The organism is Furfurilactobacillus cerevisiae (assembly GCF_048961765.1).
Taxonomy (GTDB): Bacteria; Bacillota; Bacilli; order Lactobacillales; family Lactobacillaceae; genus Furfurilactobacillus; species Furfurilactobacillus milii_A.
On the sequence record NZ_CP185253.1, the window covers coordinates 1,953,589 to 1,979,210 of the forward strand.

A 25,622-nucleotide genomic window follows, 5' to 3' on the forward strand; every position below is an offset into this window, starting at 1 on the left:
GCTACACCACAGTTGCTTTCAGAACTAGTGACTTCTATTTGATCGTTGGGATTCACCTTGACGCCGATTTTGACGACGCTGGCTACGAGCCGATTCACGCATTTCAATCCGCTTGTCCGCCTGAGCTTTCCGCTTAATGGCCGTCTTAATCTGATGTTTATAACCAGGCTTAATCTTCTTTTTCTTTTTCTTGACCATCCCCACTAAGGTCGGATCAAGTTTTTCATGAGTAGCCGTTCGCTGGAAACGACGGTTCCGGTCGTATGAATCAACGACTTCACCATGACGAACATCCTTCGGGGCAAACTTCACACCAAGTTTTTCAATCTCAGCAATTTCGTTTTCTTCACCAGGCTTGTACAGCGTAATTGCAATGCCGGGCATTCCGTTTCGACCTGTACGACCCACTCGGTGAATAAAGAAATCAAGATCATGCGGAATATCATCGTTAATAACGTGTGATACCCCTTTAATGTCAATTCCACGGGCCGCTAAATCAGTTGCAACAACATATTGGTAATCTAAGTTTTGAACTTGCTTCATGACCCGTTTACGCTCACGCGCCTGTACGTCACCGGAAATCATGGCAACCTTTAACCCACGTCCCTTAAGGTAAGCAGTAAGTTCAGCCGTTCGTTGTTTTGTATTACAAAATACCAACACTAAGTAGGGTTCCCCCATCGTCAGTAATTCGTAGATTAATTCATCCTTTTGTTTACCCTTAGTCGAAATCAACCAGTTATCAATTGTTGGGCTGATAATTGAAGTTACAGGAATTTCTTCTACCACAGGGTTCGTCAAATACTTTTTCAAAAATGGCTGCAATTTCTGTGGAATTGTCGCAGAAAAAACCATCATTTGAAGATTCTTTGGCAACGCACCAGCTATTTTATCCACGTCCTTTAAAAAGCCCATGTCTAACGTCATATCTGCTTCATCAATTACAAATTGACGAGCCGTATGCAAATCTAGTTCGTGTTCTTCCATGAAATCGCGTAAACGACCGGGCGTTCCAATAACCACTTGTGGCTGATGCTTATCTAATTGGCGTTCTTGACGTGAACGATCAGTACCACCAACATAATTGGCAATTCTAATCTGATCCTTGAAATGACCAGCCAATTGCTTTGCATCCTCATAAATCTGGCTAGCCAGTTCACGTGATGGCGTCGCAATAATCGCCTGTACTTCATCAACGTCTATCTTTAATTGATCAAAAATTGGCAGCAAGAATGCGTGAGTCTTCCCGCTTCCTGTTTGTGACTGACCAACTACAGATCGACCACCTAAAATCACAGGAATAAGCTTAGCCTGTACCGGCGTTGGCTTAACAAAATTAATTTCCTGCAGTGCTTCCAATAATTCCGGTCGCAACTGTAAATCCTTAAATGTTTCCGTCATTGTTTCTCCTTTAACGCGTGAATCATCACGACTCACATTAGCGTTTACTTATCTTTGGCTGTCAGTGCTTCAAGCTTAGTAATCATCAGTTTAACTTCATCAAGATCCTTAGCTTTGGCACCGCTTGCCAGCGGATGTCCACCGCCATTGTGTTCACGAGCCAAGCCACTAATAACAGGCCCCTTGGATCGTAAACGGACCCGATAACTGTGATCATCTTGTTCTTCAAAAATAGCCCATGTCTTGACACTGTCAATCTTGCCGGCCATGGGAACAAGACTAGCAGTTCCCGCATCACCTAAATTAAACGATTTAATCGTGTCTGCGCCCAGAATAACATGCGCGGCACCCGATGCAGAAATCGTGAGGTGCTCATACAAATACGCGGTCAACCGGGCCACTGGCAAGGACATTTCATCTTCCATCTGATTAACGGCAACCGCATCAATACCAGTCTCCATCAACTGTGCCGTTACTGTCATGGTATGAGGCCGCGTATCCGAGTACAAAAATCGGCCAGTATCGCCCACAATCCCCGCGTAAAGGACCCTCGCTGCCTCCTTAGAAACCTTCAGGTCAAAACGATTAGCAAAATCGACAATCATTTCAGACGTACTTGATGCATCCTCTTCCACCCAGCTCAAATCGCCAAACGGATCATCATCAGGATGGTGATCTATTTTGATAACTTCCTGACCGCGGCGCCATCGCTGATCATCCACTCGAGGTTCGTTGGCGGTATCCAACACTAAAATGAGCGCAGAATCGAACTGAGCATTCTCTACTTCATCCATTTCTGCTAACCAAGCTAATCCCGGAATCTGCTTACCAACCGCAAAGATTTTCTTTTCTGGAAAAGCCTGTTGCAGAATTTTAGCTAGACCGACCTGTGAGCCAACAGCATCTGGATCTGGTCGCTGATGGCGGTGAATAATGATTGTCTGTTTACGTTTAATGTCATCAAAAATTGCCTTTTGCACGTCCATCTTTTATTGGACCTCCACTTATCTCGTATCTGCAAGTATAGCGAAAAAAGCCATCAAACACAAAGCAGACTCAATCAATTTAAAATGCCCGATCAGAATTCAATGAATATAGTGGCAAACTTAAGTTTTCAAAAGTTAACGGATCTAAGTTGGTCATGGTAATGCCCAACAACCGAATCCCCTTACTCAAGTCGGCCGTGACATCGAAAATTTCACGGGCCGATTCATAAAGCACCGTGGCGTCATTTTCAAAATATTCAGCCTGCGTTTGACGCTTTGTTATCGTATTAAAATCAGCGTCACGAACCTTTAAAACAATCGTTTTCCCATGACGCTGTTGCTTATTTAGATGACTGACCAAATCTGTAGCAAGCAATTGTAATTGAGTTTCGACATCTGCCTCGTTATCCAACGGTGCATCATACGTTTCTTCGCGACCAATTGACTTGCGCGCTCGTTGCCATTCGACTGGGCGGTCATCACTACCACGCACATGACGATAGAGACTGTACCCTAATTTGCCAAAGTTTTGCATCAGATCTGCCTCCGACCATTTCAGCAAATCAGCTCCGGTCAAAATTCCCAAATCATGCATCTTAGGCACCGTTTTCTTGCCAACACCACGAAATTTTTCAATGGGCAGCGGTGCAAGAAACGCTTCTGCATCGCCGGGTAAGACGACTGTCACACCGACTGGTTTAGCAAAATCAGATGCCAATTTAGCAAGAAATTTATTGTAGGAGATGCCGGTTGAACAAGTTAAATGAACCTTTTCCCAAATCTCGGCCTGTAGCTGATGTGCTAGAGTCACTGCAGAATCAATCTCTTGTTTGTTATTAGTAACATCCAAATAGGCCTCGTCGAATGCAATCGGTTCAATATGATCTGTATATTCGTGAAAAATTTGGTGAATCGTTGCCGAAACATCACGATACTTCGTGAAATCTGGTGTTTTAAAGATTGCCTTGGGTGCCAGTTTCTGCGCTTCCTGCGCGCTCATTGCTGAATGTACACCCAGTTTTCGAGCAACGTAATTGGCCGTTGTCACAACACCGTGACCGCCCGTTTCTCGTGGATTGCGTGCGACAATCAGTGCTTGATGACGAAATTCAGGATGATCACGTTCTTCAATTGACGCATAAAAAGCGTCCATATCCACATGGATGATTTTCCGTTCCGCATTAACTGTGAGCGGAATTTTTAACAACGTATTGGCCACCGATTTCGCCCCCCCTTTTCACCTAGACTGATTTCAACTTGAATTAACTGTATGTCCATTTTAGCAAACGTACGTTCGATTTGCCAGAATAAAAAAGGCCAGCACGGTAACTCCGTGTGACCTGTCTTATTCTGCAGTTTATGCAAAACAATTATTCGCTATCTTTTCCAGTTGCTTCGCTGGCAACACTGTCAGCGCTTTGTGCAACGCTACTAGTAGCTTCGCTAGTTGCACTCGTGGCTTCACTTGTTGAAGCAGTTACACTACTTGTAGCCGCGTCAGTAACTTTAGCGGTGCTTGTTGATTTAGGCGTTTCTACGTGATGAATGGCCTGCAGGTCAAACACAAGGTAAATTCCGTCTGCATCAATTGTAACCGTCTTGTTAGCACTGTCGAGTGAATCAATCACACCGTGCATACCGCCGATGGTAACCACGCGATCGCCCACGTGAAGACCACTCATCATTTCCTTACGTTGATCCTGTTGCTTACGATTAGGACGCATGATGAAAAAGTAAAAGATTGCGACAAACAAAACAATTAGAAGTACTGAACTCCATAAGTTACTTCCTTGAGCAGCCGCACCGACTAAAGTCGTTGTTAAAGAGCTTACCAATTTATCCACCTCATTCATTTATTCTGTAGAGTACTGTAACAGACTTTCCGACGCTTGCCAAACGAATCCAGCAAATTAGTCCCCTTTTGGTTCGGGAATTTTTAAATGTTGGTAAGCTGCCGAAGTCACGGTTCGACCCCGTGGTGTTCGTTTGATCATGCCAATTTGTAGCAGGTATGGCTCATAAACTTCGGCAATCGTATCCGATTCTTCACCGATGTTTGCAGCCAATGTGGTCAAGCCAACCGGTCCGCCATCATAATATTTAATCATGGTTCGAAGCAATTTTAAATCCACTTCGTCTAAGCCGAGATCATCCACGCCTAAGACTTTCAGTGCGTGATCCACGATTTCAGCATCAACGGCATCATGATCACTAACCTCAGCAAAATCGCGCACCCGTTTTAATAGCCGGTTAGCAATTCGGGGGGTGCCACGAGAACGACGGGCAATTTCATGAGCCCCCTCCTTAACGATTTGAGTCGCAAGGATATCGGCAGATCGCAACGTAATTTCTTCCAAGTCAGCAGTCGAATAATAGTTCATATGTTCCACAATCCCGAATCGATCACGCAAAGGTGCTGACAGTAGACCTGCTCGCGTAGTCGCCCCAATCAAAGTAAATGGAGGCAGCGGAAAATGCACTGGATGAGCTGTGGGACCCTGGCCGACAACAATATCAACGAAAAAGTCTTCCATTGCGGAATACAACATTTCTTCGACAATTTTTGGCAAACGATGAATTTCATCGATGAACAAAATATCGCCGGGCTGAAGTTCGTTTAACAGGGCAATTACGTCACCCGGCTTTTCAATTGCTGGACCACTAGTGGTTTTGATATTTACGTGCATTTCATTAGCAATCACCATGGCAAGCGTTGTTTTCCCTAAACCTGGTGGTCCATAGAGGAGCACGTGGTCTAATGATTCTTCACGGGCACTAGCAGCCTGAATATAGACCTCTAACTGATGTTTGACAGTATCTTGACCAATATACTGCGCCAACGTTGCGGGTCGTAAAGAACGCTCTAAAGACTCTTCCTGATCGTCCACAGGCTCGTTTGACATTAACTCGTCGTCCATAACAGTCCCCCTTCTAGTTTATTGCCCGGTTTCTACCCGGGCTTCGGCATCACTCTTTAAATCATACTACGCTTGAGTTAACAAACGTAGGGCTTGACTTAAATAGGCATCCGTACTTGTTGTTTGATTATCATCTAACTTTTTCGCCACCCGTTTAACATCCGCACCGCTGTAGCCTAATGCGCTAAGCGCCGCCAACGCATCACGAAGAGCTGATGAATTAACAGTAGGTCCTGTTTCGACCTCCGTAGCTGACGTAACGATTCCAATATCGCCTAATTTCCCCTGTAAATCCAAAACAATTTGTTGTGCCGTCTTTTTACCAATACCAGGAAACTTCGTCAGATACTTAACATCATTATTTGTAATTGCACTGATCAGGCCGCCATGATCTTCGTTTGCCAAAATGGCCAGTGCACTCTTGGGACCGATACCTGATACATTAAGCAATTTAAGGAATAACTGCTTTTCTTCACTGTCGACAAACCCAAACAAGTTAATGTCAGTATCGCGAACAGCTTGGTAAACGTAGATTTTAACATTCTTTTTAGGATCCTCTTGAAACCGGTACGGGTTCGCTGTTTGTAACAAATAGCCGACCCCGTTTACTTCTAGAACAACATAGGCCGGCGTCACCACCGTCACGAGACCAATTAAATACTCAAACATTCATTTTCCTCCGTTTGCATCGGCCAACTTTAAACTGTCTGAACGAGAGCACGTCATTACTCAAATCCATCCCAAGTCAAACCACACGCTAAAATTCATGCTCATCAAATTCTGCCCACGATTCGTGAGAATCCTGGATTCGCTTAAACATTTTTTCCATATCAGCGTTAGTAAAATGAACCACGACAGGCCGCCCATGTGGGCAATTAAACGGATTTTGTGTCTGAGCCAAATCGTGTAATAACGCTCGGGCCTGCCGTTCATCCAAATGATGATTGGCCTTAATTGACCGTTTACAACTCATCATAATCGCCGTTTTCACACGGAATTTGGCAACCGTTAAATCGTGATCAGTCAGCACCCAGTCAATCATTTCACGAATCGTTGACTCTTCTTGACCTTCTTCAAACCAGGTTGGATGCTGACGCACAATAAAACTGTTGTTGCCAAACGGTTCCAAAAACAATCCCAGTTGTTCGAGCTTATCCTTAGCGTCATTAATCTTTAAGACATCACTAGTCGGATAGTCCAAAACGATCGGTACCAACAGTTTTTGCAAATCTCGACTAACTTCACCAATTTTAACACGGTAGTATTCATACTTGATTCGCTCCTGAGCTGCATGCTGATCAATGAGGTAAAGACCATCTTCAGCTTGAGCAAACAGAAAAGTGCCGTGCATTTGGCCAATGTAAGTTAATTCTGGAAAACGACGTTGGCCATCATTACCGGTTGATTGATCTGGTAACATTTCCGTTTCCTCATTTGGCACTGGTACTTGTGGTGCTTCTTCATCGCCGAATGGTGTCGTGTCATCATGAGCATAGCGCGCATCGAAAGCCGCAACTGAAGCGTCTGCCATGTCGTCCACATGATGCACCACAACAGGCGCCAATGTTTGTATTGGTAAGGCATTTGGCAACGTTGTACCAACGTTACCATCATCCCTGGCCGTCGTTCCAGCATCTGTTTCTGAACCTGAATCCACAACTGCTGAAGATGATTCTACCGGTTGCGTTTGCCGTCCTGCCAACTGTTGTGGCCGCGCGTAATGAACATTCACATCTGCATTCCTGGTGGTCGATGCTTCGCTTAGTCGCTGTGCCAAAGCATTTGAATCCAGACTTGGTTCGCCACGTAAATTTTGATAAGCGTCAGGAATTAAGTTTTCCTGCGCAATCCGGTTATAAACCGCCTTGTCGATTAAATCCGCGAGTTCAGGCTCTTTACTTAGCCTAACTTCCTGCTTAGTTGGATGAACGTTAACGTCAACTAAGAACGGATCCATCGTTAAATTAAGGACGGCGATAGGATAACGGCCTACCATCAGTTTGGAACCATAACCCTTAATAAGAGCCTTCGTCAGTTGGTAATTTTTAATGTAACGTCCATTAATCAGAATCGAAATGTAGTTACGTGAAGCACGCGTCAATTCAGGCAGCGATACATAACCAGTCAGTTTGAAATCAGCGTCCTCATTTTCTATCGCCACCATTTTGCGGGCCGTTTGGACACCGTAGATTCCTGCAACAACCTGCTGACTATCCCCACGTCCTGCTGTCCGCAATAGTTCGCGTCCATTGTGACTTAAGCTAAAGGCGACATCTGGGTGCCCCAGTGCAAGTCTGTCCACAATATCCACAATGTTGGCTAGTTCAGTTTGCGGTGATTTTAAATATTTTAAGCGCGCCGGCGTATTAAAAAATAAATTGCTGACGGTTACTTCAGTTCCTTGTCGTGACTGCGCGGCCGTATGTGTCAGGATTTCGCCGCCTTTGATGTGCACTTCACTTCCCGCACCCTTACCCGTCGCCGTTTTTAGCCAAACATCGGCAACCGATGCGATACTAGGTAACGCTTCACCACGAAATCCCAATGAATGAACACGAAACAAATCTTCGCGCGAGGTTATTTTGCTGGTTGCATGCCGTGAAAAGGCCATTTCGACATCTTCATCCGCAATGCCAACCCCGTCATCAACTACTTGAATCGATTTCAGTCCCGCTTCTTCAACCAGCACATCAATCGTTTTAGCATGCGCATCAACGGCATTTTCAACAAGCTCTTTCACCACTGATGCCGGTCGTTCAACCACTTCCCCAGCAGCAATTTGATCTGCGAGGACAGTGGGTAATTCATGAATTTTTGCCATACTGTTTAATCCTCTTGTTAACCTTCACCGCTTCATTTTGAATAATGGTCAAATTATGACTGTAGTTTTTGTTGAATATCATAAAACTTGTTCATAACATCCATCGGTGTCATGCCCATTAAATTCATCTGTTTTAAATCCTTGATAATGTCTGCAACCTTCGGATCCATCGTCGGTGTTTCAAACAGCGCCAACTGTTTGCTTGTTGCCGTCTGCTTTCGTTTTGACGCAGGTTCCGGTGCTGGCTCTGATAAAGGTTCATCCACATTCACAGGCGTTGGTGTTTCACCCGCATTAGCCTCAAGCTCTTGCAAAATTGTGCTAGCCCTAGACAACAATCCATCCGGCATCCCCGCTAGTTTGGCCACATGAATCCCGTAAGACTTGTCAGCTGGTCCCGGTTGAATTTGATGAAGAAATACCAGTTGACCGTTCTCTTCGACCGCGCCAACGTGAATGTTTTTCAACGCATGCAAAGATTCGTCTAGTGCTGTTAATTCATGGTAGTGCGTACTGAACAGGGTTTTAGCATGAACGTGATCATGAACATACTCGATAATTGCTTGGGCTAATGCCATTCCATCATAGGTCGCAGTGCCTCGGCCGATTTCGTCAAATAAGATTAAACTATTAGCAGTCGCGTGCATCAACGCATCGTTAGCCTCCTGCATTTCAACCATGAACGTTGAATTACCGGAAATTAAATCATCTGCTGCACCAATTCTGGTGAAAATTTGGTCAAACACCGGCATACTAGCGGATTTAGCGGGCACAAAGCAACCCATTTGGGCCATCACGACGGTTAACGCCAGTTGACGCATATAGGTACTTTTCCCAGACATGTTTGGTCCAGTAATAAGCAGCACTGTTGTATCGTCGGCCATTCGGACATCATTAGGCACATATTCCTGTTTTCCGAGTACTTTTTCAACAACAGGATGACGACCATCTTCAATTTCTAAATCATGTCCGTTATTCAATTCAGGGCGGACAAAGCGATAGTTTTCTGAAACGACAGCAAAACTCTGCAATACATCTAGGCTGGCCAATGCTTTAGCCAGTCGTTGCAAACGGCCAATGGCAGCCTTCACAACCTCCCGAACCTTGGTAAAGAGTTGATACTCCAAGGCAGTCGACTTTTCCTGAGCCTCCAGAATCAACGTTTCCTTCTCCTTCAATTCTGGCGTCGAAAACCGTTCCGCGTTAGTCAGTGTTTGCTTACGCTCATAACGATCATCTGGCAACTTGCTAAGGTTTGCCTTGGTAACTTCAATATAGTACCCAAATACCCGGTTATAACCAATTTTAAGGGTACTGATCCCAGTAGCTTGCCGTTCCTTGGCTTCAAGCTCGGCAATCCACTGTTTACCATTTTTCATTGCATCCCGATACTCATCAAGCTGATCATCATAACCATCTTTGATGACACCGCCATCAGTCACTGATATTGGGGAATCGTCGTTGATAGCGCGATCAATCAACTCAGCAACATCATCAACAGGGTCTAATCCGGTCAACATGTCACCAAACACGTTTTGATCCAACTCTTCTAAAACATATTTGATTTTTGGCACCTGTTGCAATGAGGTCTTCAATTGAATCAAATCTCGACCATTCACACTTCCAAACGCCACTCGACCAGCCAACCGCTCTAAATCGTAAACCTTGACCAGTTCATCCTGTAGATTTGAGCGTTCAAAATAATGTTGAAGCAACTCATCCACTTTGTCTTGACGTGCTTTGATTTCATCCAGTGACAACAGTGGTCGATCTAACCACTGCTTTAATAACCGACCACCCATCGCTGTCTTAGTTTCATCTAGCAACCATAAAAGTGTGCCGGATTTTTTGCCAGTACGAATATTAGTTGCCAATTCCAAATTTCGTTTGGCATAATGATCCATTTTAAGATAGTAGGACGGTTCATATGCAATTGCGCGCTGCAAATGAGACAGACTCCGCTTCTCGGTACCTTCCATATAGCTCAACAGCATGGACACCGCAGCCGTTTCAACACCGTCATCCAGGTCTTGTGTTACAAAACTTAATTCTGCCCCAGTTGTGATCTCCGTTTGATGTGAGACCAAAATACCAAGCGGCTTAAACTGATCGGTCAGCTCAGCAGGTACAGTGTCGTCAACAACTACTTCTTTGGCCTCGACAGACATGACTTCATTCATGACTGTATCAAATGTCGATAGATTAGCGGTGCGCAGTTCACCCGTAGAAACATCTGCATATGCAAAGCCAAAATGATCGTCTTGTTTGGTAAAACCTGCCAAATAATTATTTTCCTTCGCGCCACTAACACCGGTTTCCATGCGCGTTCCTGGTGTAATCAACTGAATAACTTGTCGCTTTACCATGCCCTTTGCAAGGGCTGGGTCTTCCATTTGTTCACAAATGGCAACTTTATATCCGTGGTCTACCAGAATATCAATATAATTTTGAACGGCGTGATGTGGCACACCACACATTGGGATTGGATCGGCTGAATTATGGTTACGCGCGGTTAATGTCAATTCGAGCAATTGGGCACCCTTAACTGCATCATCATTAAATAGTTCGTAAAAATCACCAATTCGATAAAACAAAAAGGCATCAGGATACTGATCCTTGATGGACTGATACTGCTTCATCATTGGTGTTTCCATACTCTCTTGTGCTGACTTTTTTGCCATGTAACGTAAACTCCTCACTACTTCAAAAAATTCGTCGTTCATCGTAAGTGGCCTCACCCACTTAGAACTAACAAACAATTTCATCTAAGTCCCAAAAAACGATGGTCTAAGTTTAACATTTTTTACGGTCACTGTCTGGGTTGATTCGAACACGTGGTCCCTACTAAAAATAATGTTTAACAACAAAGAAAAACGACATCAGCCTAATTTCGGCTAAGTGTCGTTTTATGCTATTAAGTCACCTATTTGGCGTACTCGACAGCTCTCGTTTCCCGAATAACGGTCACTTTGATGTGACCAGGATATTCAAGATCATTTTCAATTTCATTCTTTATGTCACGGGCAATGACAGTTGCTTGAAGATCATCGATATCCTGAGGCTTAACGATAACCCGTACTTCACGGCCTGCCTGAATGGCATAACTTTGTGCCACACCATCGTGACGGTTAGCAATTTCTTCCAACTGTTTCAAACGCTGAATGTAATTTTCCAGCGATTCGGAACGTGCACCTGGTCTTGCTGATGAAATAGCATCCGCAGCACCAACCAAGACAGCGATGATAGATGTCGGTTCAACATCACCATGGTGAGAAGCAATTGTGTTAATAACAACTGGGTTTTCATGGTACTTAGTTGCCAATTCAACCCCTAATTCAACGTGAGATCCTTCAACTTCATGATCCACGGCCTTACCAATATCGTGTAATAATCCTGCGCGCTTAGCTAACGCAACATCCTCACCAAGTTCTGCCGCCATCACAGCGGTCAACTTAGCAACTTCAATAGAGTGGTTCAAAACATTTTGACCATAACTAGTTCTGTAGTTCATTCGCCCAATTGTCTTAATTAAATCAGGATTCATGGCCCGAATGCCTAAATCAAAGACGGTTTGTTCACCAATTTCACGGATTTTATCATCCATTTCCTTGCGTGCTTTTTCAACCATTTCTTCAATTCTAGCCGGATGAATCCGACCATCAGCAATCAATTTTTCCAACGCCAACTTAGCAATTTCACGACGAACGGGATCAAACCCACTCAGCACAACTGCTTCCGGCGTATCGTCAATAATGAGGTCAATTCCAGTTAACGTTTCAAGTGTCCGGATGTTACGACCCTCACGACCAATGATTCGGCCCTTCATGTCATCATTCGGCAATGTAACGACCGTCACCGTATTGTCAGAGACGGTGTCTGCAACACTCCGCTGAATGGCAGCAACAATCAGGTTCTTAGCTTCCTTATCAGCAGAGATCTTGGCCTCTTCTTCACTTTCTTTAATCAGCACAGCTCGTTCATGAGCCAACTGATCCTTTGTTTCCTGAATAACTAAATCACGTGCTTCGTCTTGAGACAAAGCTGCCACTCGTTCAACTTCTTGTTGTCGCTTATCGATGAGGTCTGCTGCTTCTTGCTGTTGCTGTTTCAGTGCATCCCGATCACTAGTTAACTTGTCTTCTTTACGTGTTAATTGAGCTTCACGCTTTTCAAACGTATTATCCTTGCGATCCAGAGCTTCTTCACGTTGCAATAACCGATCTTCTTGCTTTTGAACCTCCGCACGTCGATCCTTTAATTCATTTTCAACGTCCGTTCGGTACTTGTGGTTCTCTTCGCGAGCCTCAAGTAAAGCCTCTTTTTTAGCGGTTTTTGCATCCTGATGAGCTTTCTTTAGGATGGCTGCGGCAGAATTGTTGGCATTGTCAACATCGCGTTCGTGACGCTTCTTGGCAATAGCAAGTCCGCCATACAGACCGGCAATAATAGCGATGAGCACGAGGATTATGGTTACAACGTAAACCATATTTAATTCCCGCCCTTCATCAAAAATGGCTGACCGTTAAGCCAGCCGCAAACTTGTAAGATGTTAAATTGATTATTTACACAATTTCAGTTTACTGATAAACGGGCAAGCTGTCAATAAACGATGGTTAACGTTTGTGTCCATTAAACTCGTCTTAGGCGTAACAAACGGTTAAAGCAGTAACTAACAGCCAAACAGATTGCGCTTAAAATAAAGTTTGTAATAACTAAATTTAATGGATGTTGATAACGAATATAGCCATCAAATCCGTACATCACCCGGAATAGACTTCCCAACCAGGTCGATGTGAATGAAATCGGTTGACCACCATTTGTACCAGCGTACAAAATAAATGTCAGCAGGCCAAGACCAATAATTGGCGCAGCAACAAATGTAATAATCTTCCACCTAGTCGTCATTAGCCCCAACACAGAGCCAACGAGCATACCGAGTGCCAATGCTAATGTCAACGTACTCAGCGCACGAATCCAAAACCAAAAGATATCAATGTTGCCGTGTTGAATGAAATGACCAAATTCTGCGCGACCGGCACTTTCAAAGGTTCGCATCCCCAGCGGTTGTGCTACCAGTAACCGATATAAAACATTAATAAAGGAAATACCAACAGCAATTGTCATCAGACTCAGTAATTTTCCTGTCCAGTAAGTGCGCCTTGAAATGCCATTTTGAATAAATAATTCAAATCCCTGATACACAAGTGCGCCGACTACAAACAGAAACAAGACCATAATCGACTCTAACGCATTAGTTGCAAGATACGGTTTAAGTGGTAACGCTGCTTTAAGGCCACTGGTCATCCATCTGATCAAAAATGGAATGAACCACAAGCCAACAAACGAAGCTAAATAACCCCATCCCAACAGTTTTGCATCACGCTGAAGACGAAATTGATAAACTGGTTTAATCTTCATGACTACCCTCCGTTAATGCCACAAACAGATCCTGCAAGCTCAAAGCTTGTTTAGCAATTCCCGCTGGTAATGCCGGTGAGCCAATCATCGTTACAATCGCCCTCGTTTCATGTCCAAACGAACTTTGTGACAGCACCTTGACATTAGGCAAGAACGTTGCCATCGCATCGCTTGGTCCAGCCAAACGATATGACCGAGCCATCAGTGCCTCGACAGGCTCTGCTAGTTTAATTTGACCTTGATTAATCACAATCACATTATTTAGGATCGTTTCTACTTCCTCAATCAAATGGGTCGCAATAATAAAGGTTCGTGGACGGTTCGCATAAGTAGTTATCAACTCGCGGTAAAACAGTTCACGATGTCCAGCGTCAAGGCCAAGAACTGGTTCGTCTAACATGATGTAATCTGCCGGTACGCAAAGTGCAACAATATCCTTAAATATAGTTCGATAACCTGTCGATAAGCGTCCAAAACTGGTGCGTGTATTTAAGCCAAATGCTTTAGCTAAATATTCAGCATAGTCATCATCAAAGTCGCCGTATAGTTGCTTCGTGATCTTAAATAAGTTATTTACTCGTTCACGAGCAGGATACAGGTTATCTTCGCTGGCCAAAAAAAGTCGTTGTAAAACATGATCATTTTCGTGAACTGATTGGCCGTCAATTGTGATTTCACCACTTGATCGCGGAATTCGGTCGGCAACCATATTTAGTAAAGTGCTTTTGCCAGCCCCGTTACGACCCAGTAGACCATAAATTGTTTCCGGTTCAAACGTTAGGTTGGCACTGTGAAGGAGCATCTTGCGCCCTGCGTGCTTAGTCAATTTGGTGATTGTCAGTGCCATTATCTGCATACCCCCGTTTAATCATCTCTGCCAAAACAGCTTCCGAAAGACCGATTTGCCTTGCGGCGTTAATCAGTGGCTGAATGTTGTCTTCATAAAATTGGGTACGCCGCTTGTCCGTAATCCGCTCACGTGCGCCTTCCAATACAAACATGCCAAGTCCACGACGCTTTTCAATAATCTCGTCATTAACCAAAATATTCATACCCTTTAACACAGTTGCAGGGTTAATGTGAAATTCCCTGGAAATCTCGGTCGTTGACGGCACTTGTTCCCCGGACTTAAAACCATTCGTTAAAATGGCTTCTTCAATTTGTTCTGCCACTTGTAAATAAAGTGGCGTATTGCCATCAAAGTCAAAGTGCATGTTTTTTCTCCAGCCTTAGCTTTCTTTATGTGTTAGCAAGATAAGGATACGCGATTGTCCGTTGCTTCGTCAATCAAGCAATTAACCCTAGAAGCAACTTTTAAATTAATTAGGCGTTCATCTGCTCTTTAGGAATCACTAGCCGTTCATAAATTAATGTTGTGATTCCGTAATAAACACCGTATAAAACACAGAAAATCAAAATCGACCACCCCGTCATGGCATAGGGATGATACATCAGCGGTTTAAACATCTGTAATCCGAATAATACATCGACAATGCCCAAAATACCCGGCAGCGCAAACAGTGTCAAAATTTCGCCACGCACCGCCTGCTTCATCAGCGCCCGTCTTGTTCCAATCCGATTCAGCATATTGTAGCGAACAATATCTTTGTTTGCGCCAGACAAGATCTTGAACATCAGGCAACTAGCGAGCATCGCCAAAAAGGCAAATCCGAGGAAAAATCCCATGAATTCTAGGCCACTGAAGAGTGCATTGAACATTTTGTAGGTTTGAAAACCACCCACTGTCGCCATAGTGGGTGCTGGAAAACGTTGCTGTTGAAGTTTTTCTAAACGGTCCAAAATTTTTCGTTGCGCTAGGATATTATTTAAACGAATGATCGTAACTGTGTGAGTAGTTGCCCTATTTAAATTTTCAAAATTGCTTTGAGTTGCAAACTCACTTTTCTGTTGACCATTTTTCGGGACTAGTCCGGTGAAATCCATATCATCCAAGGCTACCTTCTTAAACTGAGAAATAGGTAGCGTCTTGAGTGAACCGTCGTTTAATGCCTGACGGCTATCCAGCATCGGCAGAGGATGATCAACAAATTCTTGTTCGTTATAGTACACCGTGTTGTCAACAATCTTTTGAGAATAGGTCAACGTGTGCGTGTCGTTCAACTGGCTGACCAGATTGTGTTCCTTTTTGTCCATATCGTTAATTGCCATTGTATAGGCACTAGTCGATTTTGCCATCTGCGGTGCTTGTCGTTGAAAACCTGCACCAACACTAATTGCCCCTAACGCTAAAGCAAATAGTAACGATACAATCGTCAGAATCCGCGTATAGCTACGAACTCTAAACATGATCTGAGCTAATGTAAAATTATGCAATTTTTTGTTAGCAAAATTTGTTTGCTTCAGTAATTCAACTGCACCGACAATAACTGCACTAAATAGCAAATAGCTACCAAGTGTGATTGTCACTAACGCTAGTGGAACAGCTAGCAGCTGTAACGTCATGATTTTGGCCATAGCAACGTACCCAATTGCTAGTAACAAAATTCCTGCTACAATTTCCGTTAATTGCACTAATGGCCGCCTTTTCGATAGATAAACCTCATCATCTATGTGTAACAATTTGAGCACTGGTGTTCTGACCAATTTAGCTAAATTAAAAATGCCAGATAAGAGAAACAAACCGACATACAGACAAATTGTGGTCACAATTGCCGGCCAATAGAGGGCATTAAAATGATGCACAGTCAGCCCCAGTTGATTAAATAAAATTTGGGATAGTCCCATACTCATGCCTATTCCTAAAACAATCCCGACGATGGTGGAAATCACACCAATCAGTAGCGTTTCAATAAAAACCAGTTCGCCAATGCGATTCTTTTTAGCACCCAACATCATAAATAAACCATAATCATGTTGTCGCATGCTTAACAAAAATGAATTCGCATAGGCAATGTACACGATCGTAATCAAAATCAGCAAAATCATGCCGAAGATAAAAACTTGTGAAGCCATGGAAATTTGAGTATTGGATTTAACAAATTCACGATTTGTCGCTAAATTGGCAAACATGTAAAAAACAGCTGCTGAGATAATAAGACCGGTAAGTAAAACTAAGTAATCTTTAAACCGATTTTTAATTCCTGCTAATGATAATTTAGTTAACATGTCATTCCCCCGCTTACTGTTCAAAAGTACCCAATTGGTTCAGAATTTCTTGATAAAAAGTTTGACGATTATTGTCAGCTTTTTTTAATTCCTGACCAATTTGACCGTCTTGAATGAACAAGATCCGGTCACAAAAACTGGCTGAAAAAGGATCATGTGTGACCAGTAGGACAGAAACATGTTGGTTTTTATTTATATAGTAGATTGTAAAATTAATCCGAACGCTGTTCGGACAAAAAAGATCAGCTTCCTTTAAAATGGTGTTTACAACAAACCCATCTTTTAGGAGCTGATCTTTTGTCTAGTATAACCTATTCCGAACGAATTAAAATCGAAACCTTTTGTGAACTAGGGCTGTCCAATATCCAAATGGGCGTTCGGCTGAACCGATCACCGTCAACAATTTCTTATGAATTATCTCGATGTCAACCTTATCAGGCTGAATTAGCACAAACAGATGCCGAATACAAGCGATCACGATGTGGTCGGAAAACTAAGCTGAGCGATGAGTTAAAGCAAACAATTCTCAACCATTTACATCTAAGCTGGTCACCAGGAATGATTGCTCACGAATTTAAACTAGCGACTAAATCTATTTATAATTGGCTAAATCAGGGGAGAATTGGTTTCTCCTTGAATGATCTACCTGAACATGGCGTACGCCAACGGCGTAACGTTGACCAACGATCCAAATATAATCAATCTTTGGGGCGATCGATTGAACAGCGTCCCATGATGATTAATCAACGTAATCGCATCGGTGATTTTGAACTAGATACCGTCGTTGGCCCTCGTGGGCATAGTAAGGCAGTTTTATTAACTTTAATCGATCGCAAATCACGGTTCCTTTGGGCATATCGGTTAAAGGACCGAACGACAGCGAGTGTTAATGAAGCACTGACTAAGTTCCTAACAACTTTTAATGGACCGGTGCACAGTTTTACTGTGGACCGTGGTACTGAGTTTAGTGGGCTAGTATCATTTGAATCACAATATGGTATTAAGACCTATTACTGTCATGCTTATACGCCAGCTGAACGTGGTAGTAATGAACGCTTTAATCGGAATTTACGTTATTTTTATCCTAAGGGGACTCGTTTTGAGCACATTAGTGCTCAAGATTTAACGACGACGTTACTCCAAATTAACCAGAGACCGCTTAAAATACTTGACTGGAAAACACCGTATCAGGTTATGCTGACCAATTTGTCCAAAAATTCGGATTAAATTTGCAATCTACCATATCTGTCATTAAATCTAGTAAATCACGCGCAGACTTTGAATCTAAGGCACCGGTTGGTTCATCTCCCATAATGATTGCAGGACGATGAACAATCGCTCTAGCGGCCGCTACGCGCTGTTTTTGACCTCCCGACAGTTCTGTAGGGTATTTAGACAACAGATTTTCAATCGACAATGTTGTGGCTACTTCTTTAACCGCCTTTGAAATTTCCGCTTTCTTTACCCCTTGAAGTGATAAGGGCAAGGCAATGTTTTCTTTAGCCGTCAAACTTTCTAGAAGATTGAAGTCCTGAAAGATAAAACCAATTTCTTCTGAACGGAAATCTGACAATGCTTTTCCCTTGAACCCGGTTATATCTTGACCATTCACCTCAACACTGCCACTTGTTGGCGTATCGAGTGTAGATAGTAAGTTGAGGAGCGTTGTTTTACCCGACCCTGAAGCTCCCATAATGCCAACAAATTCGCCTTCATCAATCGTAAAGTCAATTCCTTTTAAAGCTTCATATTGTCGTTCATTCTTACGCCCGTAAATTTTGTGTAACCCACTGACTGAAACTACTGGTGTTTTTTGCATGATATCTCCTTCATCGCTTATGTGGTTAATTACTTGTGTAACTAACTGTATAAGCAATGAAGACAAAAGTCAACTTTTTTCTGCAAAAAAAAGACGCTAACATAGTATCAGCGTCTTTTGAAAATTGATTGATTTGATTATTTTTTAAAGCGTTTCATTCCTGAGCACAAAACATCCAGTTAAACATCTAACGTTGTTTCACTGCCCTTTGCTGAAGACTTAGCCGCTTTAGTGGATGATGCTTTTGCTGTCTTAGCGTCTTTCGTATCGTTTTCAGTAGATTCCGAATCTTCATCGTCTGCGTTTCCATCCATGTTATATGCCTTACGCACTTTATCATAGATTTCTTGACGCATTGCTTGATGCTCATCTGCCTCTAGATAAGCCTTAACATTTTCACGGCCTTGACCGATCCGCTCACCATCATACGAATACCAAGCACCAGACTTGTCGACAATATCCTTGTCAACCGCCATATCCAGCAACTCACCCGATTGAGAAATGCCGTGTCCGTACATAATGTCGACTTCCGCAACACGGAATGGTGAAGCTACCTTGTTCTTAACAACCTTAATCCTAGTACGGTTTCCCTTCACTTCAGTGCCATCTTTAATCTGCTCAGCACGACGTACTTCCAGGCGAATTGTGGCATAAAACTTAAGTGCCCGTCCACCCGGTGTCGTTTCTGGATTACCAAACATCACACCAACTTTTTCACGAATCTGATTGATAAAGATTGCGATGGTCTTCGTTTTGTTAATGGTTCCAGAAAGTTTCCGCAAAGCCTGTGACATCAATCGTGCTTGAAGGCCGACATGAGCATCACCCATTTCACCTTCAATTTCAGCACGAGGAACTAAAGCAGCTACTGAATCAATGACAACAATGTCAATCGCACCGGAGGAAACTAACGCATCCGTAATTTCCAATCCCTGCTCACCAGTGTCTGGTTGAGACAATAATAAATCATCAACTTTGACACCTAGGGCTTCAGCATATTGGGCATCTAACGCGTTTTCGGCATCGATGTACGCCGCCGTACCACCCATCTTTTGAACTTCAGCAACAGCGTGTAACGCAATTGTTGTCTTACCTGATGATTCAGGTCCATAAACTTCAACGATTCGCCCGCGCGGGTAACCACCCACTCCCAGTGCATCGTCTAGTTTCAGAGAGCCGGAAGGAATCGTGGAAATTTGAGTGTTTACATTTTCACCCAAACGCATAATGGATCCCTTACCAAAGTTTTTTTCAATTTTTTTTAACGCAGCATCTAAGGCTGCCTGACGTGCATCTGCCAAGGGCAAATCCTCCTTCAATCACATAACCTAATGTCATTATGATACCGAGTAATAGAACAAAAAGCAAGGAAAATCGAACAAAAGTTCGCATCAGTTATGATCGTTGATGGCACGACGAATCAGATCCAATCCGTTTAGTACAGATCGCCAACGATTTAATTGGCGATCATCCGCAAAGTGATATTCATGTGCAACTACTGGTTCGTCACGATATGCTAAGCCAATCCAAACTGTGCCAGCCGGATGACCTTCTAACTCGTCTGGACCTGCAACCCCAGTAAATGAAACCGCGATATCTGTATGCAACAATTTCTTCGATTGCTGTGCCATCCAAATAGCTGTCTGCTCACTGACCACGCCAAATTGATCAATCACAGACTGTGGAACAGCAATCAGCTCATGTTTCGCAGAAGCCGCATACGTTACAAAACCGCCTGGAAAAACAGCTGAAACGCCAGGAACTGATCCAATCGTACTTTGAAATAAACCAGCAGTTAAACTTTCAGCTGCCGTAATACTTAAATGATGCGCAATGAGCTGATTAACAACTACAGTGGCCAAATCGTTATCGTCGCCGTAGCCGTAAAAGTACTGCCCAATGCGATCTTGAACGGTCTTCTCCATTTTATCTAACAGAGCATTAGCAACCTGGTCGTCTTTGGCGTTAGCGGTCAAACGCAACGTGACTTCACCGCTTTTAGCATAGGTGGCTAACGTCGGATTCGTCTGATTATCAATTAAATCATCTAATTGACGCGCCAAATCTGCTTCACCAATCCCAAAATACCTTAATACACGGGACTTTAGCCGCTCTTCAATTTGATACGTGTCCCTTAAGACCGGCACGACTGTTCGATCAAACATATCGATTAATTCACGTGGCGGTCCTGGCAGGACTAAAAAGTCTGTCCAGTTTGCCTGATGAATAAAGTCACCAACAGCCATACCATTTTCGTTAGGTAATGAACGACCACCGTCCACATACAACGCCTGCAATCGATCGTTATCACCTAGCGACCGGCCAGTCGTTTTATAATGCGTAACAATCTTATTGAGCGCCTGCTCATCAACCACTAATTTTCGGCCTAAATGCCTTGCAACAACTTGCTTGGTTAAATCATCTCGTGTAGGTCCGAGACCACCCATCACAACAACGAGATCACTTCGCTGCTCCGCCAATGCAATGGCATCATCCAAACGTTCCGGATTGTCACCAACTACCTGTTGATGAAATACATTGATGCCCAGTCCGGCTAGTCCACGGGCAACATAACTCGCATTCGTATTGTCGATCTGTCCTAATAAAATTTCCGTACCAACGGCGATAATTTCTGCTTGCAAACGATGTTCACTCCTAACATACGCATTTTAGTCACAAATGTTCGTGCAGTTTTAATTATAAAACAGTTTGCACATAACCGTAGCCCTGAAAAATTGAAAAGAGTATTTAAAAAGACACCTTCACAGTTTGCAAAGGTGTCCTAAAAATCGTTATTTATTTAAACCCATCGCTGAAGACACTCCGGTTTTGAACGAAGTAATCAATTCCTGAATAGAGCGTGAAGAATAAGCAGACATAAAGCAGAATGCCAGCCATCGGTACATGAATGTTATTAAAGAACACATTATTCAAGAATAACAGAATAATTGATAACATTTGCGTGGTTGTTTTGATTTTACCTGGATAAGCCGCAGCCATCACAGTGCCATCGTTTTCAACAATTAATAACCGCAAACCAGTGATTGCAAGTTCACGACACACGATAATTGCAACAACCCAAGCTGGTGCCTTTCCCATCTCAACTAAAATGACAAAAGCAGTCATTACCAGCATTTTATCAGCAAGTGGATCGGCAAACTTACCAAAGTTTGTGACCAAATGTTGTCCGCGAGCAATTCGACCGTCCAAGAAATCAGTTAACGACGCAACAATAAAAATAATCGTACCAATCAAACTCGTGACCGGAATATTCGTTCCGGCCCACGTAACAACTCCCCAATTAAAGGGAATTGCCATAATGATCAAGAAAATTGGAATCAAAATGATTCGAAAAACCGTTAATTTATTAGGTAAATTCACAATGTGACCTCTGCTTATACGTTATTTCGCTTTACTAGTAGCTGCCTGTAATTGAATCGTCAGGACACCAGTATTGCCAGTCCCTTTACTAATATCAACATCTTTACCGTTGATTTGAATCTTAGTCGCTGTCCGATTACCAAATGAAACTGCGACCGAAGTTGCGCCGTTAGGTAAGGTGACCGTTTGTGACTTACCGCTCTGCATTGTTCCGACATAAAGTGCAGAACTACCTGCCGGTGTAACTTGCATCCAAGATGCAGCATTGTCAGCAGCAATAGTAATTTTGTTCGTAGCAGGGGCATTTTCCAAACGATAGGTGCTGTTACCGCCCGTCGTAGAAACAGAGACTAACTTTGCCTTACTGTTTTTCTTCGACTTATCTGAACTAGAGTCGCTACTTGAACTGCTCGAACTTGAGCTACTGGATGAGCTGCTGGAACTTGAACTGGCGCTGCTTGAGCTACTCGATTCAGTATCTTTCGAAGAGCTTACCTTAACTGCACTGCTGGAAATCTGACTATTGTTGCTGGACTTATTCCCATTACGCACCGCAAACACCCAAATGGCACCAAGAATAACCACAACTAGCAACGTTACTAGTGCAATTGGCAAGATTGATCGTAACCGTTCCAATGTTCCGTTACTTTCGCGCACTTGAGGTGTCTTTTCCCGTGTTGCCGGGGCCTCATCAGCTGGCATAACATGTGTTGCAGCCGCCTGTGGCAACTGATCGTTATAATCTTTTAATAACTCATCGCCGTTCAAATCAACCGCCTGGGCGTATTGCTTAATAAATGCCCGCACGTAAAAATCGCCTGGCAACTCATCAAACTTGCCGTCTTCAATGGCGATGAGGTAGCGACGTTGAATTTTTGTGCTTTGTTGAACGTCATCAATTGTTAAACCCTTTGCGTTGCGGGCTTCCTGCAACTTTTGACCAATAGTTGGTGTTTCCTCACTCATAAGATAAAGACTCCATCTTTATAGAATACGTTAATGACACGTTGAATTTAAGTATAGCATAACAGCCTGTTCCTGTTATTGAATTACAAAAACGGTGAATTTTTTTAAGAATTTTCAAGATCTTCCGTATCTTCAGTTGGCAAAACATCAAACACACTAATTCCTTCAGATCGAATTAAGGCTTCTGCTAAAGACTGAACGTCCGCTAAAGTTAGTGACTCTAACAGCTGTGTCTCATCAAGTAAATTAGCATTATCAAACAGCTTGCCTTCATATGCGTTGGCAATGGCTTCCACTGAATTCAGCATCATTATGTGATGGCCGATTGCTTCACGCTTAACCAATTCAAAGTTTTCAATAGCCGGCTGACCGGATAAGTAATCACTGACATGCTCTAACACATTAATAATTGCTTCTGAAAAGCTGTTTGGATCATCGGTATCACTGCTGACGGTCAAAAAGTGGAATCCACGCTCTAAGGAAAAATCATAGTCAAAACTGTCATCAATAATGCCAGCATCATACAGCTTCAGATACGTCTCACTGGTATCTGCAAACAACATATCTAGCAACAAGGATGCAGCCAAACTATATTTTAATCCATCACGCCCACTGGGCACATCGTCTAAACCACGAAGCCCCACAATTGACTTCGGCATTGTAACGTCCAAATGGCGACTTCGATAAGGAAGTATCTCCGTTTGATCATGATTTTCAATGATCGTTCGGTCAATCGCAGCCGGTTGTTCAAACGTCTTGCCGGCCTGATTTTCTTTAATCCAAGTCATTACTGAATCAGGCTCAAATGCCCCCACGATAAATAAATTCATATTACTTGGATGGTAAAACGTTTGATACGTCGACATTAATTGCTCTGCCGTAATCTGACTAATTGAATCGACCGTTCCGGCAATATCAATATGAACGGGTTCTGTTGGATATAAGTTACCCACAATACCCATAAATAACTGCCAGCTTGGGTCATCGTCATACATTTGAATTTCTTGTCCGATAATCCCTTTTTCCTTAGCTACAGTAGCCTCGGTAAAGTAAGGATCTTGAACAAAATCCAAAAGAATATCTAAATTCTCTTTGAGATGACGACTTGCAGCAAACAAATAACTGGTTCGTGTAAAACTCGTATAAGCATTTGCATCTGCACCATATTGTCCAAACAGATCGAACGCGTCGTGATCTGCTTTTTCAAACATCTTATGTTCCAAAAAATGGGCAACCCCATCTGGAATGGTCACTGCTTCATCAGCCCCACGTGGTGTAAACGTTCGATCCGTTGAACCGAAGTCAGTTGTCATTAAGGCATATGTCTTATGAAAACCTGCCTTTGGCAGCAACTGCACCAGTAAGCCATTGGGCAGCGTTTCTTCATAAATAGTTTCGCCTAACTGCTGATAATCGTGTTTTTCCACAGTTGTCTCCTTATCAATCAGATACTTTGTAAATTGGCAATTTGAATTTTAGCTGGCTATTTACTAAGTAAATAACTCGTTGCCAAACTCGTTTGCTGTGCAATTACGGCAACATCCTGGGCTGTGACAGCATTGATTCCATCAATCCAGTCACTTACAGTCATTGGTCTAGCCGTTAAGTCACCCAATAATTCAGAACCAACTACCAATCGTGGCGCATCCTGAGCTGCTTCACGTTGATTAATCAACGTTTCCTTAACCTGACTCATGCGATCCACACTAAACTTTCCCGCCGCCAGATCAGCCAGTTGCTCACCAATGATCTGCTGCACAGTCACCGCTTGCTCTCCATCGATACCGGCCTGTACCAATAACGTTTGATTAAAGAAATTAACGCCTGAATTAGCATAGTAGGCTAGGCTCTTCTTTTCGCGAACGTTAGTAAACAACAATGATAGCGGCGTTCCGCCAAACAGTCCGTTAAAAACCTGCGCCGCAAAATACTGATTGTCACCATAATGAACCGGCAGATGATAAATCAGGTCAAGCTTAGCTTGGGTTATCGGCTGATGTTCCACTTTGCTGGTGACACCCGAAGGAGCTTCCTGTGGTATCGTAATTTGTCGTGACATCGATGGGCGATCCGTTAAATCAAATGAATCAAGCAACGTTGCCACTTCATCAGCATCAACGTCACCCATAACATAAATAAACACTTCATCTTCAGTCAAAATACGTCGATATTCATTATAAACTGACTGTGCCGTTAGACTTTCGACGTCAGCTAACCGACCTGCACTGGGATAAGCAGCCGCAGTGTCGCCAAAGTGCAAATGCTGTGCCTGTAAACGTGCGTACAGCATCTTATCATCGCTGACGGCGCGTAAGGCAATGGCCAAATTTTCTTTTTGTCGATCAAACGTTTGCTGATCAAAACCGGTAATACCATTCTGCGTGCTAACCAGTGGATTTAACATCACTTCGTTGAGGAAATGAAATCCGTCAGCTAATAAATTAGGTTGTCCTTCTAGATAGCGACCGTTGGCTAGGGTCAGTGCAAACTGAAACTGAGCTAAGTTGCCCATTTTAGTGACATTCGTATTAAAATTTGCACCATACATATTGCTCAGCACTGCGGCCAACGCCGTTTGTGTCGGGTACATCGCCGAACTGGTCTCTAATAGATCGGCCAGAAGTGAACGCGTCGTTAACGTTGCTAATTGAACTGGCGAGCAAAATGATACCAGGACGCTAACTGTTTTAAATTGTGTGGTTGGGAGAACGGTTAAATGAACACCGTTTGCTAAATCCTGTTTCAATTCCAGCCGCCTCCGTTAAAATAAATTTGTGTAGTCATCA

The 25,622-nt window shown here is 43.2% G+C and carries 20 protein-coding genes and 2 pseudogenes; 1 reads left to right on the forward strand and 21 read right to left on the reverse strand.

Features of this window, described 5'->3' with window-relative positions:
- Window positions 1-24: 24 nt before the first annotated feature.
- From ABUE36_RS09525 to ABUE36_RS09590, 14 genes and pseudogenes are all read right to left on the reverse strand, one after another.
- Window positions 25-1,401, reverse strand: coding sequence for a DEAD/DEAH box helicase (locus ABUE36_RS09525; protein ID WP_161000869.1), 1,377 nt, complete (start codon window positions 1,399-1,401; stop codon window positions 25-27).
- Between the two features lie 44 nt (window positions 1,402-1,445).
- Window positions 1,446-2,387 carry a DHH family phosphoesterase gene (locus tag ABUE36_RS09530; RefSeq protein ID WP_161000868.1) on the reverse strand — a complete coding sequence of 314 codons (942 nt, stop codon included), beginning with the start codon at window positions 2,385-2,387 and terminating at the stop codon, window positions 1,446-1,448.
- A 79-nt stretch (window positions 2,388-2,466) separates the two neighbouring features.
- On the reverse strand, window positions 2,467-3,606 hold the full coding sequence (dinB, locus tag ABUE36_RS09535) for a DNA polymerase IV (RefSeq protein ID WP_161000867.1): 1,140 nt from the start codon (window positions 3,604-3,606) through the stop codon (window positions 2,467-2,469).
- Window positions 3,607-3,757: 151 nt separating this feature from the next.
- The gene (gene yajC, locus ABUE36_RS09540; RefSeq protein WP_238331018.1) at window positions 3,758-4,222 is read right to left on the reverse strand and encodes a preprotein translocase subunit YajC; all 465 of its coding nucleotides are present in this window, start codon (window positions 4,220-4,222) and stop codon (window positions 3,758-3,760) included.
- Between the two features lie 75 nt (window positions 4,223-4,297).
- Window positions 4,298-5,305 carry a Holliday junction branch migration DNA helicase RuvB gene (gene ruvB / locus ABUE36_RS09545; RefSeq protein WP_017261190.1) on the reverse strand — a complete coding sequence of 336 codons (1,008 nt, stop codon included), beginning with the start codon at window positions 5,303-5,305 and terminating at the stop codon, window positions 4,298-4,300.
- 66 nt (window positions 5,306-5,371) lie between these two features.
- Complete coding sequence (ruvA, locus tag ABUE36_RS09550; RefSeq protein WP_161000865.1) at window positions 5,372-5,974, reverse strand: Holliday junction branch migration protein RuvA; 603 nt, start codon at window positions 5,972-5,974, stop codon at window positions 5,372-5,374.
- A gap of 88 nt (window positions 5,975-6,062) precedes the next feature.
- Window positions 6,063-8,126 carry a DNA mismatch repair endonuclease MutL gene (gene mutL / locus ABUE36_RS09555; protein ID WP_421016656.1) on the reverse strand — a complete coding sequence of 688 codons (2,064 nt, stop codon included), beginning with the start codon at window positions 8,124-8,126 and terminating at the stop codon, window positions 6,063-6,065.
- Window positions 8,127-8,179: 53 nt separating this feature from the next.
- Window positions 8,180-10,807 carry a DNA mismatch repair protein MutS gene (gene mutS / locus ABUE36_RS09560; RefSeq protein WP_421016657.1) on the reverse strand — a complete coding sequence of 876 codons (2,628 nt, stop codon included), beginning with the start codon at window positions 10,805-10,807 and terminating at the stop codon, window positions 8,180-8,182.
- A 242-nt stretch (window positions 10,808-11,049) separates the two neighbouring features.
- Window positions 11,050-12,612 (reverse strand): ribonuclease Y, encoded by a 1,563-nt coding sequence (gene rny / locus ABUE36_RS09565; RefSeq protein ID WP_161000862.1) that lies wholly within the window; start codon window positions 12,610-12,612, stop codon window positions 11,050-11,052.
- A 143-nt stretch (window positions 12,613-12,755) separates the two neighbouring features.
- Window positions 12,756-13,544 carry a hypothetical protein gene (locus ABUE36_RS09570; protein WP_161000861.1) on the reverse strand — a complete coding sequence of 263 codons (789 nt, stop codon included), beginning with the start codon at window positions 13,542-13,544 and terminating at the stop codon, window positions 12,756-12,758.
- The gene (locus ABUE36_RS09575) at window positions 13,534-14,391 is read right to left on the reverse strand and encodes an ABC transporter ATP-binding protein (protein ID WP_161000860.1); all 858 of its coding nucleotides are present in this window, start codon (window positions 14,389-14,391) and stop codon (window positions 13,534-13,536) included. The genes ABUE36_RS09570 and ABUE36_RS09575 overlap by 11 nt, the downstream gene beginning before the upstream one ends.
- Window positions 14,363-14,758, reverse strand: coding sequence for a GntR family transcriptional regulator (locus ABUE36_RS09580; protein ID WP_161000859.1), 396 nt, complete (start codon window positions 14,756-14,758; stop codon window positions 14,363-14,365). Before ABUE36_RS09580 ends, ABUE36_RS09575 begins: the two co-directional genes overlap by 29 nt.
- A gap of 109 nt (window positions 14,759-14,867) precedes the next feature.
- Window positions 14,868-16,670: an FtsX-like permease family protein gene (locus tag ABUE36_RS09585; RefSeq protein WP_161000858.1), complete on the reverse strand. Its 1,803-nt coding sequence runs from the start codon at window positions 16,668-16,670 to the stop codon at window positions 14,868-14,870.
- A 13-nt stretch (window positions 16,671-16,683) separates the two neighbouring features.
- Window positions 16,684-16,866: pseudogene (locus tag ABUE36_RS09590) on the reverse strand (bacitracin ABC transporter ATP-binding protein); the annotation flags it as partial.
- A gap of 101 nt (window positions 16,867-16,967) precedes the next feature.
- Between ABUE36_RS09590 and ABUE36_RS09595 the strand changes: the two are divergent.
- On the forward strand, window positions 16,968-17,897 hold the full coding sequence (locus ABUE36_RS09595; protein WP_096109805.1) for an IS30-like element ISLpl1 family transposase: 930 nt from the start codon (window positions 16,968-16,970) through the stop codon (window positions 17,895-17,897).
- Between the two features lie 13 nt (window positions 17,898-17,910).
- Here the strand turns inward: ABUE36_RS09595 and ABUE36_RS09600 are convergent.
- From ABUE36_RS09600 to yfmF, 7 genes and pseudogenes are all read right to left on the reverse strand, one after another.
- A pseudogene (locus tag ABUE36_RS09600) lies at window positions 17,911-18,489 on the reverse strand (ABC transporter ATP-binding protein); the annotation flags it as partial.
- A gap of 179 nt (window positions 18,490-18,668) precedes the next feature.
- On the reverse strand, window positions 18,669-19,790 hold the full coding sequence (gene recA, locus ABUE36_RS09605) for a recombinase RecA (RefSeq protein ID WP_161000856.1): 1,122 nt from the start codon (window positions 19,788-19,790) through the stop codon (window positions 18,669-18,671).
- A 90-nt stretch (window positions 19,791-19,880) separates the two neighbouring features.
- A complete protein-coding gene (locus ABUE36_RS09610) occupies window positions 19,881-21,131 on the reverse strand; it encodes a competence/damage-inducible protein A (protein ID WP_161000855.1) in 1,251 nt (416 codons plus the stop codon).
- Between the two features lie 154 nt (window positions 21,132-21,285).
- The gene (pgsA, locus tag ABUE36_RS09615) at window positions 21,286-21,870 is read right to left on the reverse strand and encodes a CDP-diacylglycerol--glycerol-3-phosphate 3-phosphatidyltransferase (RefSeq protein ID WP_161000854.1); all 585 of its coding nucleotides are present in this window, start codon (window positions 21,868-21,870) and stop codon (window positions 21,286-21,288) included.
- Window positions 21,871-21,891: 21 nt separating this feature from the next.
- Entirely contained in the window at window positions 21,892-22,836 is a 945-nt protein-coding gene (locus ABUE36_RS09620; RefSeq protein ID WP_161000853.1) for a helix-turn-helix domain-containing protein, read from the reverse strand.
- Window positions 22,837-22,940: 104 nt separating this feature from the next.
- Complete coding sequence (gene yfmH, locus ABUE36_RS09625) at window positions 22,941-24,263, reverse strand: EF-P 5-aminopentanol modification-associated protein YfmH (protein WP_421016658.1); 1,323 nt, start codon at window positions 24,261-24,263, stop codon at window positions 22,941-22,943.
- A 56-nt stretch (window positions 24,264-24,319) separates the two neighbouring features.
- Window positions 24,320-25,582 carry an EF-P 5-aminopentanol modification-associated protein YfmF gene (gene yfmF, locus ABUE36_RS09630; RefSeq protein WP_161000851.1) on the reverse strand — a complete coding sequence of 421 codons (1,263 nt, stop codon included), beginning with the start codon at window positions 25,580-25,582 and terminating at the stop codon, window positions 24,320-24,322.
- Between the last annotated feature and the right edge of the window lie 40 nt (window positions 25,583-25,622).

Excerpts from the sequence above, each read along its gene's own strand:
- ABUE36_RS09530 (WP_161000868.1), bottom strand. The coding sequence starts at position 2,387 with ATGGACGTGCAAAAGGCAATTTTTGATGACATTAAACGTAAACAGACA.
- ABUE36_RS09570 (WP_161000861.1), bottom strand. The coding sequence starts at position 13,544 with ATGAAGATTAAACCAGTTTATCAATTTCGTCTTCAGCGTGATGCAAAA.
- ruvA (WP_161000865.1), bottom strand. The coding sequence starts at position 5,974 with ATGTTTGAGTATTTAATTGGTCTCGTGACGGTGGTGACGCCGGCCTAT.
- mutS (WP_421016657.1), bottom strand. The coding sequence starts at position 10,807 with ATGGCAAAAAAGTCAGCACAAGAGAGTATGGAAACACCAATGATGAAG.
- ABUE36_RS09620 (WP_161000853.1), bottom strand. The coding sequence starts at position 22,836 with ATGAGTGAGGAAACACCAACTATTGGTCAAAAGTTGCAGGAAGCCCGC.
- rny (WP_161000862.1), bottom strand. The coding sequence starts at position 12,612 with ATGGTTTACGTTGTAACCATAATCCTCGTGCTCATCGCTATTATTGCC.
- ABUE36_RS09525 (WP_161000869.1), bottom strand. The coding sequence starts at position 1,401 with ATGACGGAAACATTTAAGGATTTACAGTTGCGACCGGAATTATTGGAA.
- ruvB (WP_017261190.1), bottom strand. The coding sequence starts at position 5,305 with ATGGACGACGAGTTAATGTCAAACGAGCCTGTGGACGATCAGGAAGAG.
- ABUE36_RS09575 (WP_161000860.1), bottom strand. The coding sequence starts at position 14,391 with ATGGCACTGACAATCACCAAATTGACTAAGCACGCAGGGCGCAAGATG.
- ABUE36_RS09580 (WP_161000859.1), bottom strand. The coding sequence starts at position 14,758 with ATGCACTTTGACTTTGATGGCAATACGCCACTTTATTTACAAGTGGCA.
- ABUE36_RS09585 (WP_161000858.1), bottom strand. The coding sequence starts at position 16,670 with ATGTTAACTAAATTATCATTAGCAGGAATTAAAAATCGGTTTAAAGAT.
- mutL (WP_421016656.1), bottom strand. The coding sequence starts at position 8,126 with ATGGCAAAAATTCATGAATTACCCACTGTCCTCGCAGATCAAATTGCT.